The 12,534-nt window shown below is 45.9% G+C and carries 9 protein-coding genes; 4 read left to right on the forward strand and 5 right to left on the reverse strand.

Annotation, left to right across the window (positions count from 1 at the left end):
* Positions 1-64 precede the first annotated feature (64 nt).
* Positions 65-997 (reverse strand): tRNA epoxyqueuosine(34) reductase QueG, encoded by a 933-nt coding sequence (queG, locus tag LZZ85_RS25365; RefSeq protein ID WP_237876458.1) that lies wholly within the window; start codon positions 995-997, stop codon positions 65-67.
* A 98-nt stretch (positions 998-1,095) separates the two neighbouring features.
* On the opposite strand from queG, the gene LZZ85_RS25370 reads away from it, so the two are divergent.
* Positions 1,096-3,117, forward strand: coding sequence for a transglutaminase family protein (locus tag LZZ85_RS25370; RefSeq protein ID WP_237876460.1), 2,022 nt, complete (start codon positions 1,096-1,098; stop codon positions 3,115-3,117).
* On the forward strand, positions 3,114-5,018 hold the full coding sequence (locus tag LZZ85_RS25375) for a DUF3857 domain-containing transglutaminase family protein (protein WP_237876461.1): 1,905 nt from the start codon (positions 3,114-3,116) through the stop codon (positions 5,016-5,018). The genes LZZ85_RS25370 and LZZ85_RS25375 overlap by 4 nt, the downstream gene beginning before the upstream one ends.
* 18 nt (positions 5,019-5,036) lie before the next feature.
* On the opposite strand, the gene LZZ85_RS25380 is transcribed toward LZZ85_RS25375, so the two are convergent.
* Both LZZ85_RS25380 and LZZ85_RS25385 read right to left on the reverse strand, forming a co-directional pair.
* Positions 5,037-5,858, reverse strand: coding sequence for a hypothetical protein (locus LZZ85_RS25380; RefSeq protein ID WP_237876462.1), 822 nt, complete (start codon positions 5,856-5,858; stop codon positions 5,037-5,039).
* A 159-nt stretch (positions 5,859-6,017) separates the two neighbouring features.
* Positions 6,018-7,043 carry a serine hydrolase domain-containing protein gene (locus LZZ85_RS25385; protein ID WP_237876463.1) on the reverse strand — a complete coding sequence of 342 codons (1,026 nt, stop codon included), beginning with the start codon at positions 7,041-7,043 and terminating at the stop codon, positions 6,018-6,020.
* A gap of 183 nt (positions 7,044-7,226) precedes the next feature.
* On the opposite strand from LZZ85_RS25385, the gene clpB reads away from it, so the two are divergent.
* The gene (gene clpB / locus LZZ85_RS25390) at positions 7,227-9,842 is read left to right on the forward strand and encodes an ATP-dependent chaperone ClpB (RefSeq protein ID WP_237876465.1); all 2,616 of its coding nucleotides are present in this window, start codon (positions 7,227-7,229) and stop codon (positions 9,840-9,842) included.
* Positions 9,843-10,057: 215 nt separating this feature from the next.
* Here the strand turns inward: clpB and LZZ85_RS25395 are convergent, their stop codons facing one another.
* The gene (locus LZZ85_RS25395; RefSeq protein WP_237876466.1) at positions 10,058-10,930 is read right to left on the reverse strand and encodes a glycosyltransferase family protein; all 873 of its coding nucleotides are present in this window, start codon (positions 10,928-10,930) and stop codon (positions 10,058-10,060) included.
* A gap of 179 nt (positions 10,931-11,109) precedes the next feature.
* Positions 11,110-11,841 (reverse strand): SIMPL domain-containing protein, encoded by a 732-nt coding sequence (locus LZZ85_RS25400; RefSeq protein ID WP_237876467.1) that lies wholly within the window; start codon positions 11,839-11,841, stop codon positions 11,110-11,112.
* A gap of 137 nt (positions 11,842-11,978) precedes the next feature.
* On the opposite strand from LZZ85_RS25400, the gene LZZ85_RS25405 reads away from it, so the two are divergent.
* On the forward strand, positions 11,979-12,458 hold the full coding sequence (locus tag LZZ85_RS25405) for a GNAT family N-acetyltransferase (protein WP_237876469.1): 480 nt from the start codon (positions 11,979-11,981) through the stop codon (positions 12,456-12,458).
* Positions 12,459-12,534 lie beyond the last annotated feature (76 nt).

Below are 12,534 nucleotides of genomic sequence, written 5' to 3' on the forward strand. Positions count from 1 at the left end.
CAACGGTCAACGGTCAACGGTCAACGGTCAACGGTCAACGGTCAACGGTCAACGGTCAACAATCTCATTCTTCTTTCAAAAACTTCAAATTCCGCTGTATTCCTTTCCATTTTGTCCGGCTGAGTGCTGAGTGACGGAATATCTTCCTGAACGACTCTTCCGTCATATGCTCCCATTCCGTAGTGGCAAGGTTCAGGATCTCGGGAATGGGGTGGAGGCCAGCTTCTTTATGAGGTTTGCTGAAGCGATTCCAGGGACAAACATCCTGGCAGGTATCGCAGCCAAAAGCCCAGTCGTCAAATTTTCCTTTCATCTCGTCCGGGATCAGCGAGTCTTTCAATTCGATCGTAAAATATGAAATGCATTTACTCCCATCCACCACTTTTCCCGGAAGGATAGCATCGGTAGGGCAGGCATCAATGCAACGGGTGCAGGAGCCGCAGTGATCACGTGCAAAAGGGTCGTCATAGCTCAGCTCAAGGTTGGTTATGAGCGTTGCAATAAAAAAGAAGGAGCCGTTTTTTGGAGTGAGCAGGTTGCCGTTCTTTCCGATCCAGCCCAGTCCGCTTTTTCGCGCCCAGGCCCGTTCGAGCACAGGAGCTGAATCCACAAAACCACGCCCATCCACGTCTCCGATCTTTTCCCTGATCCTTGCGAGGAAGTCATTCATTTTCGCCCGGATAATTTCATGATAGTCATTTCCAAATGCATATTTGGCAATACGAGGCGATCCTGTATCCTGCTGCTCCGAAGGGTAATAGTTCTGGAGTAACGTAATCACCGATCTGGCACCCGGAACCAGTTTGCCCGGGTCTACCCGAAGCTCGAAATGATTCTCCATATACTTCATGGAACCATGCATTCCCTGGTTAAGCCATTGCTCCAGCCTTCGCGCGTCTTCATCCAGGCGAACTGCTTTCGCAATACCGCAATAGTCGAAGCCCAGGCTTGCAGCAGTTTCTTTGATAAAACGGGTATGAGTATCAGTATTTTTCATGCATAAAAGCGGGACAAAGATACCCTCTAAAATCTGGGATATTTTATGTAAACTTGTTCCCGTTGATTTTCAAACCGATACCACCAAACTCCACCCGCATGAAAGTTCGATTCCTGCTATTGTTTCTGCTATTTCTGGAATTCACACCCATCTTCTCCCAGGAAAAGGCAAAGATCAAATTCGGGAAAGTAAGCGTTGAAGACTTTAAAGCAAAATATACGGTAGATACAAGTTCCGGCGCCGTTATCATCGGCGATATAGGTTCAACAGACTTCGTCGGCAACACAAAAGGAGGGTTCTCCATCGAATTCAAACGCTACTGCCGCATTCATGTACTGAATAAAAGCGCCTATGAGATCCTGGAAGTAGAGATCCCCATTTATACACAGGGTGACCGTGAAGAAGAGCTGAGCAGCCTGAAGGCCGTTACCTACAATCTTGAAAACGGGAAAGTAGTAGAGACAAAAGTTGATCCTAAAAACGATGTATTCAAGGAAAGGATCAGTCGCAATAAAGTGATCAGGAAATTTGTGTTTCCAGCCGTACGGGAAGGCGCGATCATCGAAATGGAATATAAGCTCAAGTCTGATTTTCTTTTTAACCTGAGACCATGGAATTTCCAGGATAGATATCCGACACTTTGGAGTGAATACATTGTAGGTATGCCCGAGTTCCTTAACTATGTTTCATTGACGCAGGGATATCAGGCTTTTTATATCAAAGAGCAAAAAGATAAACGGGAATCGTTTGCCGTCGAAGTGCCAAAACAGGGCGTGCTGCAAGGAACCGGCAACGAACGGATCAACTTCTCTGCGGGTATAACTTTTTTCAGGTGGGTAATGAAAGATCTGCCAGCTCTCAAAGAGGAAGGGTTTACTTCCACTATCAGTAATCACGTTGCCAGGATAGAGTTTCAGCTGTCAGAATACAGGGAACCATTTGTTCCCAAAAAAGTAATGAGCACATGGAATGAAACCATGCACGTGCTCATGAATGATGAAGACTTTGGCCTTTCATTGCAGCAGCCAAATGAATGGCTCGATGGAGTAATGCCTGGTGTGCTGAAGAATGCATCCACTTCCCTTCAGAAAGCCAGAAATATCTATGAATGGGTAAGGGATAATATGGTCTGCACCCGGCGCAATTCGTTTTATCTGACAAAGTCTCTGAAGAATACTCTGAACACTAAAACAGGTACGGAAGCAGAGATCAATCTGTTGCTGATCTCGATGTTAAGGAAGGCTGGATTGCAGGCAGACCCTGTGATCCTCAGTACGCGCAGTAATGGCTATACTTATGCGTTATATCCTTTGATCGATCGCTTCAATTACGTGGTCATCCGTCTGTTGATAGATGATAAGAAATACTTTCTTGATGCCAGCAGGCCTCAGCTGGGGTTTGATAAGCTCGGGTTCGACTGTTATAACGGCCATGCGCGGGTGGTTGCTGACTCAGCAGAAGGAGTGGAGCTGAAGTCCGAATCGTTGATGGAGAGATCACTGACCTCTGTTTTTTTATCAAATAGTGCAGAGGGAAAACTGGTGGCCGGTCTGCAACATGCCCCGGGCTATTATGAATCATCCGCCATTCGTTCGGCAGTAAAAGATAAAGGGCTGAATGCTTATATGGATGACTTGCGAAAAAATGTGGGAGATGATGAATCAACGGTCAGTGAGGCAAGTATCGATTCGCTGTATAATTATGAGTCTCCGCTTGTCGTCAAGTGTAAAATAACCTATCCTGCAGATAACGCAGATGTATGGTATTTTGATCCCGTATTTATGAAGAGCTGGGCGCAGAATCCATTCAAATCGGCAGAAAGATTCTACCCTGTAGAAATGCCCTATGCCGTGGATCAGACTCACTTGTTCCGGATGGATGTTCCGGAAGGATATACTGTGGACGAATTGCCGAAATCGGTCATTGTAAAACTGAACAAAGAAGATGAAGGCAATTTCGAGTATCGCACAATGGAAGCAAATGGAGTGATCACTATCCGGTGCAGATTAAGGATCAGCCGTACTTATTTTGATCCGGAAGAATACAATATGCTGCGCGAGTTTTTTGATCTTGTAGTGAAAAAACAAAGTGAACAGATCGTATTTAAAAAGAAAAAATGAAGACAATACTGTCAGTTCTTTTGATGTTATGCTTCACCTCATTTTGTTATGGTGTTGATGGTGGGTATGCTGTTTCAGGAATTTCCCCTTTACTCCGGATGAATGCCAATGCTGTGATCAGGTTGGAGGAGGTAACATTCAATATAAAAAGTTTGAAAGAAACAGTGCGTACCAATCATTATGTGATCACCGTGCTGAATGAAAAAGGTGACCGATGGGCAGAATTTTCCGAATACTATGATAATCTCCGCTCTATTGAATCAATGGAAGGAATACTTTACGATCCGTTTGGCAAAGTGATCAGGAAGGTGAAGAAAAAAGAGCTGAAGGATTACAAAGCTGGCTCTGAGGGAACGTTCATTGATGACGGCCGGGTCAAGGTCCATAACTTTTATCAGCGTTCTTACCCTTATACCATTGAGTATACGGTTGAGATCCGGAATAAATCCTCTATGTTCTTCCCGATGTGGGCTCCGCGTCCCGCCGCAGGGATCGCGGTTGAGAAAAGCACAATGAAGGTTATATGCCCTGCAGGCTATGAATTCCGCTATAAGGCATTTATGTACAATGAAGAACCGGTTGTATCTTTTGAAAAGAATACCCGGACCACTTTCTGGTCTGCTTCCAATCTGCCAGCCATACAAAAAGAACCTCAGGCCCCGATGTGGCATGAGATCTCCGCAACCGTATTGCTGGGTCCCGGAGATTTCCAGGTCAACGATTTTAAAGGAAGCATGAATACATGGACCGATTTCGGACGCTTCATTTATTCGCTGAAAGCCGGCCGGGATATATTGCCCGATAATATAAAACAGGAGGTGCATCAGATAGCCGATCCCGTTGCTGATATCAGGGAGAAGATCTCTTTATTGTATCAATACATGCAGCGCAATACGCATTATGTCAGCATCCAGCTTGGCATCGGAGGGTGGCAACCATTCGATGCAAAATATGTAGCGGCAAACCGGTATGGTGACTGTAAAGCATTGGTGAATTACATGTCAGCCTTACTGAAAGAAGCAGGCATTCCCTCTTATTATACCCTCGTGTTGGCCGGAAGGGATTCGCGGTATATGACAGCAGAATTTCCTTCGCAGCAGTTTAATCATGTGATCTTATGTGTGCCCGTACAGCAGGATACCATGTGGCTGGAATGTACCAGCCAGACATTACCAGCTGGATATCTGAGTGATTTCACTGCGGGAAGATCTGTGCTGCTGGTGGATGAAACTGGCGGTAAACTGGTAAGAACTCCCGATTACGGCATCAATGAAAATCTTCAGACACGGTATATAAACGCAAGCCTTAAAGAAGACGGTTCATTAAAAGTAAAAGCCACAACGAATTACCGGGGTTTATTGCAGGACAATCTGCATGGTCTGATCAATAACCTGTCGGGGGATAAAGTGAAAGAATACCTGCATGAGCAGTTGGATTTTTTTACCTACGATGTTGACAGGTTCGATTATAAAGAAGAAAAAACAGCAGATCCTTTTATCGACGAGACACTTGATATCAGTGTGAGTCATTACGCCTCAGTCACCGGGAAGCGCCTCTTTATTGTGCCTAACATCATGACAAGACTCTCTCAGAAACTTTCCGCAGACTCTATCCGTCGGTATCCTGTGGAACTGGGTTTGGCGTACCGGATGACCGACAGCGTGGAGATAGATCTTTTGCCAGGATACGAACCGGAATCATTGCCTGCAGACATGAATCTCTCTACACCCTTTGGCACTTACAGAGCTGCAACCCGGATCACAAACGGTAAGATCATCTATTCCCGAAGGATAGAAAAATATGGAGGGAAATTTCCTGCCGATCAGTATCAGCAGCTGGTTAAATTCCAGGAAGCGATCTATAAAGCTGACCGGGCAAGACTTGTGTTGGTCAGGAAATGAGACCGCTTCCCGGTAAACTCAAAGATTTATGTCGAAGCCAAGTGTGGCAATCGCTTCAAGATAAGTAAAGCCATGTGATACACGATTGCCTTTGCTTGCTGTTGTATTTGCTAACGCATTTACATACCGCACATAGCCTGTTTTCCCTGTTACTTCAAGGAAGATCCTTTTGAAAGGATACAATCTTGCACCGGCTTCCGTACTGATATTGTATCCGGCTACGTGGAACTTATTATTCAACCTGTCACCTCTCCAGGTAAAGTCTGTACGCGGGATGTTGATACCAGCGCCCGCTTTCCAAAGGTATTTTACGAGGCTTCTGGTACGTGCATGATTCTGAAAGGCCGTATAAAATTGTACGTAATTGATGTGAAGCCAGTTTGCTCCGTCTGTATGCTCAAGGTGAAGAAATGTCTTTGGATTAAGAACACTGTCTCCTTCCACAGGCTTTCCGTCTATGATACCGGTAACACGGGCAGTCTGGCCATCTGTAACGATATACTTTGTATGGTCAAAGTTGATCTCAATGGCTTTGCTGCGTTTATCATTTAAATAAAAACCGATCCGGTAGTTATACTGGGGAATGGAGATCTCTGTTGGCTTCTTAAGGATCGCATCAAAATCCCCGGAGTCATGCGCGCGGACATTATGCAGCGTGAAGTTGTCGCCATTACTCATTTTGAAATGAATATCGCTGCGACTGTAAGCATCTACATTGTATCCCCACTGGAAGTAGATGCCTTTGATCAAACGATTTTTCTTTACCTGTAATTCCTGCTGTGCGTGTAACATTTCCAAACCTGCCAGAAGGCAGGCCGACAGAACTATAAATTTTTTCATCCGGCAAAGTTAGGGCCGGCGCTGTAACATGTATAGCACAATTGTGAAGAACGGATTTGGGGGAACGGACGTCGGGCGGCAGGGTATTGGTTTAGGGATGGATTCCGCAATTCAGTAATTCGGTAACCTCTGACCGGCGTTCAGCTGTCAGAGGAAGATCTATTGACAATTGCCTCCAACTCCTTCATCCACAATCTTTTTGAGCTCAAGGTGTATCCCTGCTTTTTCTTCGTTCAACAATGTTTTCGTAAAAACTAGGTAGGCATACCCCCTACAAAAGTCGATCATCGGCCAGCTTCCGAACAATCCCGGGCTTGCGAGAACGGTTGCTTTGCCATCTTTTTCCGTCACCGCCCAGCTGCCCAGTGTATAGCCGAACCCTTGCGTCGCTTTTGGGGTATATTTAATCTTTAAAGCGTCTGTCTGGACCTGAAGCAGGGTATTTACCGCTTCTTCGCTTAAAATCTGCTTACCATTTGCCTGGCCCTTGTTCAGCAGCATTACGAGAAATTTCATGTAGTCATCCGGAGTGGAAAAAGCTCCGCCGGAGGGGTTTACCGGGCCGCCATCAACCGTTGTAAAACTCGTCTTGCGCATGCCCAGCGGTGTGAAAAGTTTTTGCTTGATCAGTACATCAAATCGTTTTTTGCTGATAACTTCCAATACTCTTCCGGCGATATTTACCCCGATCTGGCCATACCAGAAATCGTTGCCGGGATTCGCCCTGATCTCGCGTGCCGCAAAAGAATTAACTTCTTCTTCCAGTGACTGGAACTTCGTACGTTGGAACATCTTTTTCAGAAAATTAGCATTGTCATCGATACCTGTCATATGTGACAGGCAGTTGCGAATGGTGATATAGCTTTTGCCATAACGGTCAAATTCGGGCAACCAGCGGCCAACCTTGTCATCAAGCGAAAGCTTTCCTTCATCGATAAATTGCATCACAAGGGCCGCGGTAAGCCATTTACTGCTGCTGGCAATCGCAACCGGAACGGATGTTTTGGTGTTATAATCACCCAGCTCTTTTTTGTAGATAAGCGTGTCTTTCCAGATCATCACCACTGCATCGTTGCCAAGCAGCTTTTGACGGCTTTTGAGTTCGGAGCTCAACCGGGCAGTATCTAACTGCGCTGCGGCGGGCTGCAAGATTAACAGGGAAAGGGCTACAGATATGACTTTCATGCAGTTTGAAAGAGATTTATATGACATTCTTACTGTTTTTTTGGCTTGGAACACTAATTGGGTGTTACGCAAAGTATATAACACGAATTATGCGGGTCAGCATTTCGTGTTGGGAAGATAGGAGAGGTATCGCTGATTACAGCATACTGTTTGTTAAATAAAATCAACGCTAATATTTTAGATATGAACTTAGGAAATTTTACCATAAAAGCAGCGGAAGCCTTTCAACAGGCGCAGCAGATCGCATTTAATTCGCAGAGCCCGAACATTGAAACGGAGCATTTGCTGAAGGCGTTGCTTGACCAGGAAGATTCTCCGGTGGAGTATCTCCTGAAAAAGAATAATGTTACCATAAACCTGGTGGAAAGCCGCCTGGAAGAATTGATGGCAAAATTGCCCAGGACCTCAGGCGATGCCGCCCAGCAGATCAGCCGCGATGCCAACCAGGTAGTATTGCGTGCGGGAGCTGCATTGAAACAGTTCAGCGACGAATTCGTTACACCGGAACATATACTTCTTGCCATCGTACAGGGCAATGATGAAAGTGCCAAAGCACTTAAAAATGCCGGGTTAACAGAAAAAGGGTTGGTTGCAGCTATCCGCGACTTGCGCAAAGGAGATACTGTTACGTCACAAACCCAGACCCAGGAGTTCAATGCGCTGAATAAATATGCAAAGAACCTGAATGAACTGGCAAGACAGGGAAAACTTGATCCGGTGATCGGGCGTGATGAGGAGATCAGACGCACACTGCATATTCTTTCACGACGCACAAAAAATAACCCGATCCTTGTAGGTGAGCCGGGTGTTGGTAAAACCGCCATTGCCGAAGGTATCGCGCATCGGATCGTAAATGGAGACGTTCCTGAAAACCTCAAGTCCAAAGTGATCTATGCGCTGGACATGGGACTGCTTATTGCCGGTGCAAAATATAAAGGAGAATTCGAAGAACGCCTGAAAGGTGTTGTAAAAGAAGTGAGCGGGAGCGATGGGGAGATCATTCTTTTTATCGATGAGATCCATACCCTCGTGGGCGCTGGTGGTGGCGAAGGTGCCATGGATGCCGCAAACATTCTGAAACCTGCCCTGGCCCGCGGTGAATTGCGTGCAGTAGGTGCCACAACATTGAATGAATACCAGAAGTTCTTTGAAAAAGATAAAGCCCTTGAAAGGCGCTTTCAGAGAGTGTTGATCGATGAGCCGGGTATTGAAGACGCTATTTCTATCCTTCGCGGATTAAAGGACCGCTATGAAACCCACCACCACGTTCGTATCAAAGACGAAGCAATTATTGCGGCAGTGGAGTTGTCGAGCCGCTATATCACCGATCGGTTTCTACCCGATAAGGCGATCGACCTGATTGATGAAAGTGCTGCAAAACTTCGCCTCGAGATGAATTCTATGCCGGAAGAACTGGACAGGCTTGTACGGCAGATCCGCCAGTTGGAGATCGAACGTGAAGCGATCAAAAGAGAGAATGATGAAGAGAAACTGCGGCTGCTGAATACAGAGATTGCAAATCTTTCTGTAGAGCGGGATACTTTCAAAGCAAAATGGAAGGAAGAAAAAGATATTGTAGAGAAAGTGCAAAGTGGTAAGGCTGCCATAGAGCAATTAAAACTTGAAGCAGAAAAAGCGGAACGTGAAGGAGACTACGGTAAGGTGGCAGAGATCCGTTATGGTAAGATCAAAGAGCAGGAAGAACTGATCACACAGTTCTCCGGTCAGCTTGCCGGGATCAGCGAGAATTCAAGGATCATGAAAGAAGAAGTAGATGCAGAAGATATCGCGGAGAGTGTAGCAAAGATGACCGGTATCCCTGTTACTAAAATGATGCAGACCGATAAAGAAAAACTGCTTTACCTGGAAGAACATCTGCATGAAAGAGTGGTGGGCCAGGATGAAGCGATCACCGCGGTAGCCGATGCCATCCGACGCAGCCGCGCGGGCCTAAGCGATCCGAAGAAGCCGATCGGTTCCTTCATATTCCTCGGCACAACAGGCGTCGGTAAAACGGAACTCGCGAAAGCGCTGGCTGAATACCTTTTCGATGATGAAAGTATGATGACCAGGATCGACATGAGCGAGTACCAGGAAAAACATACTGTCAGCCGGCTGGTTGGTGCACCTCCGGGATACGTGGGCTATGATGAAGGTGGACAACTGACCGAGTCAGTTCGTCGCAAGCCTTATAGTGTTGTATTACTGGATGAGATCGAGAAAGCACACCCTGATGTATGGAATGTGTTACTGCAGGTACTTGACGATGGCCGTTTGACGGACAGCAAGGGCAGAGTGGTGAATTTCAAGAATACCATTATTATCATGACCAGTAATATTGGTAGCCACCTGATCATGGATGCGTTTGAAAACGTGAGCGAGAAGAATATTGAAGATGCGGCGGATAAAGCAAAAGTGGAAGTGATGAATTTGCTCCGTCAAACGATCCGCCCGGAGTTTTTGAACAGGGTAGATGAGATCATCATGTTCCAGCCGCTGCTCAAAAGGCAGATCATGGGTATCGTGAAGATCCAGCTTGAGAACCTGAAGCATCTGGTGTCACAGAGTGGTGTGCAGCTTGAATTCAGCAACTATGCGCTCGAATATCTTGCAGACCAGGGATTCGATCCACAATTTGGTGCACGCCCGTTAAAGCGGCTGATCCAGAAAGAGATCGTCAACCAGTTAAGCAAGCGGATACTTGCCGGCGATATCGATAAAACCCATCCTGTGCTGGTGGATGTGTTTGATAATACAGTAGTGTTCAGAAATGAAACACTTGAGTTGGAGAGAAAGTAGGAGAACCTATTCCTTCATTGTCTAATGAAGTTTTTATAAAATGAAAGCAAGGTGAAGAGCCTTGCTTTTTTTATTTGCTTATGCAGGACGGTAATAGGCGAAGAGTCTTCCTTTGCAGTTAAGGTGTGGAGCCCAAAAAATAAAGCAGGTTTTTTCGGGTGTACCTCCCGGAAACAAAGAATACCCAACAGCAAAGCTCCGGCGGATCCAGCAGGTCAGATGATCTTATAGTTCTTATATTCTCCCGGAAACCACCCCGTCCATTTGCCTACAACCCGTTTGAACCTGTCTTTCGCCGAAGCATACTTCAGTGAAGGATCCGGATGGAAGGCCCAGTTCTGCGCGTTCACTCGCTCCTGCATAACCGCAGGATGTGTACCGGTGAACAGTTTGACGGGCTGGGTCGCTTTCTCGTAAGTATAATCATTCATATACTCTGTGTAACCGGAGATAGCGGCGGCATTATTGTCATAAAGTTTGATCTTTTGTTTTTCCTTTTCCCGCATGGCCTCCGGTTTGCGGACCCAGCCATAGTGGTAGATATAGGCGTTGATCAATTTTACGCGAAGCTTATCATTTGGCTTTTTGCGAAACCCCTGTGCATCCCGGTAGGAAAAGATCTCTTTATTATTCCGTACGATCCTGATCTCCCGGCGATACCATCCTGCGTTAACGCCAACGTACGCATAAGAACCAAAGAAATGCGTATAGTGAAACAGGAACCCATCTACTTTTTTATCGTCCAGGTACTGCTGCATAGACTCCCGCATGACGGGGTGATACTTTTCATGGATCACTTCATCGCCCTGGATATAAATGCACCAGTCGTATTTATCAGGAATAGCCTGGAAAGCCTTATCCGTTTCCACCGCCAGCACTCTTCCCTGAACCAGGCCTTCTTCCCAAACCGTTTCAATGATCGTGATCTTGGGTCCCAGGCTTTTGATCTGTTCAAGCGTATCGTCTGTTGATTTACCAACAGCAACGATCACTTCATCGCACAGCGGAAGGATGGACCTGATAGCTTCCAGGAATGGGTATTCAAGCTTTACGCCATTACGTACAAAAGAAAAACCACAGACTTTCATAAAACCGGGGGTGATGTTTTGGTGACAAAACCCTTATCGGATAGCAAATGTAAGCTGAAGGCTTCATAGTTCGATGGCCAATGGCTGATGACGGGATCCCGGCATCAGCCATCGCTGAAAACGTCCATAAATACCTGTCGACAGTTATCAGGCCTTATAAGCCACCGGTCACCAGGATATTACCTGATTGCGAACACTACGGACACGTCGAATTTAAGTTTGATCTTTTTGAAATCTATAGCCTCACCGCCGTCAGCCATTTCATAGCCGGCATTGTTTGAACGTAAGGCAACGTTTGCATACATTGGTTGCATCCATTCAGCAGGTTCGTTGATGGTCACGGCCTCTCCCAGTTTTTCGCCGATCGCTTCTGTAAGGTATATGCCTTTTTCACGTGCGGCCTGGATAGCCTTGATCTTTAGTTGTTTTTTAAGGTCGGTCATGCGGCTGTGGCTTGTTGAAACGATCCGGAAGCTCTTTGTTGCTTCGTCATCCAGTTTCTCCACAAGCTGATCCATTTGTCTGCTGCCGGAAAACTTTACCTGGTAAATGATCTCTGCCAGCATATCCGGAGCCTTCTTTTTCTTTACTTCGTAATAATTATTATTACCGGCGTAAGAGGCAATGCTGATCAGTGAATCGGACAAACCAACTGCTTTGCAGGCGGCAAGGAAATCAGCCTTGATCTTTTCCAGGTCTCTTTTGGGATCTCCTTTCTTCAGATATTCCATGAGGCGGATCTGAACATAGATCTCATCAGGAACGATCTCGAGTTCGGCACTGCCATTAACGGTAATTGTTTTAGGAAATGGGTTAAGCGAATATCCTGACTGACCCTGCTGGGCGATGGTTGTCTGGGTAATCAATAGAATGGCAAATACTGCCGCAAGCGTCTTCATTATTCTTTTCATAATCGATGTTTTCTTATTGATACGTTTTAAAAAAGGAATACACAAAAGGTTTTGCGTATTCACTTTTCTTTAGCAATTTCATTGTAGTGACAATCGTGTAAGCGATAACGTGGGTTCAACCCAAAACAAAATATGATATGTTACGAAGAGCATTGCCGGCAGACTTACCGTTTATATTTGACCTGTACATGCATCCTGCAGTCAATCCGTGGCTGTTGTATGATCCGATGACTATCGAAGCATTCGAACCTGTCTATCTCGAACTCATCCGTGAAGATGTTAAATACATTTTTTCGGATGGAGTGCAGGACGCAGGAATGGTAAAATTGATCCCATACAAATACAGGACGGCGCATATCCTTTATGTGGGCGGGCTGGCGATCCACCCGGATTTTTCGGGCCGCGGTTACGGAAGACTCCTGATGCAGGATGTGGTTGCAAAAGCCCGGGAGGATAACTTTAAACGGTTAGAACTAAGCGTGACCATCACAAACGGAAAGGCAATACAGCTATATGAGCAGGAAGGATTTGTGAAGGAGGGAATATTGAAGGGGTACAGCTATCTCAGCCGGGAAAACAAATATATGGATGAGGTCTTAATGGCCCGGCTCCTGTAGATATGAGGAGGATTTTGCCCAATAATTTATGCTGGAAATGACACGATCCAGCCCTCTTACGGGTTAGGAAAAATGT

Source organism: Terrimonas ginsenosidimutans (assembly GCF_022012415.1).
GTDB classification, from domain to species: Bacteria; Bacteroidota; Bacteroidia; order Chitinophagales; family Chitinophagaceae; genus Terrimonas_A; species Terrimonas_A ginsenosidimutans.

What these genes read in the sequence shown, in the direction of transcription:
- queG (WP_237876458.1), bottom strand. Translation starts at nt 997, where the DNA reads ATGAAAAATACTGATACTCATACCCGTTTTATCAAAGAAACTGCTGCA.
- LZZ85_RS25370 (WP_237876460.1), top strand. Translation starts at nt 1,096, where the DNA reads ATGAAAGTTCGATTCCTGCTATTGTTTCTGCTATTTCTGGAATTCACA.
- LZZ85_RS25375 (WP_237876461.1), top strand. Translation starts at nt 3,114, where the DNA reads ATGAAGACAATACTGTCAGTTCTTTTGATGTTATGCTTCACCTCATTT.
- LZZ85_RS25380 (WP_237876462.1), bottom strand. Translation starts at nt 5,858, where the DNA reads ATGAAAAAATTTATAGTTCTGTCGGCCTGCCTTCTGGCAGGTTTGGAA.
- LZZ85_RS25385 (WP_237876463.1), bottom strand. Translation starts at nt 7,043, where the DNA reads ATGAAAGTCATATCTGTAGCCCTTTCCCTGTTAATCTTGCAGCCCGCC.
- clpB (WP_237876465.1), top strand. Translation starts at nt 7,227, where the DNA reads ATGAACTTAGGAAATTTTACCATAAAAGCAGCGGAAGCCTTTCAACAG.
- LZZ85_RS25395 (WP_237876466.1), bottom strand. Translation starts at nt 10,930, where the DNA reads ATGAAAGTCTGTGGTTTTTCTTTTGTACGTAATGGCGTAAAGCTTGAA.
- LZZ85_RS25400 (WP_237876467.1), bottom strand. Translation starts at nt 11,841, where the DNA reads ATGAAAAGAATAATGAAGACGCTTGCGGCAGTATTTGCCATTCTATTG.
- LZZ85_RS25405 (WP_237876469.1), top strand. Translation starts at nt 11,979, where the DNA reads ATGTTACGAAGAGCATTGCCGGCAGACTTACCGTTTATATTTGACCTG.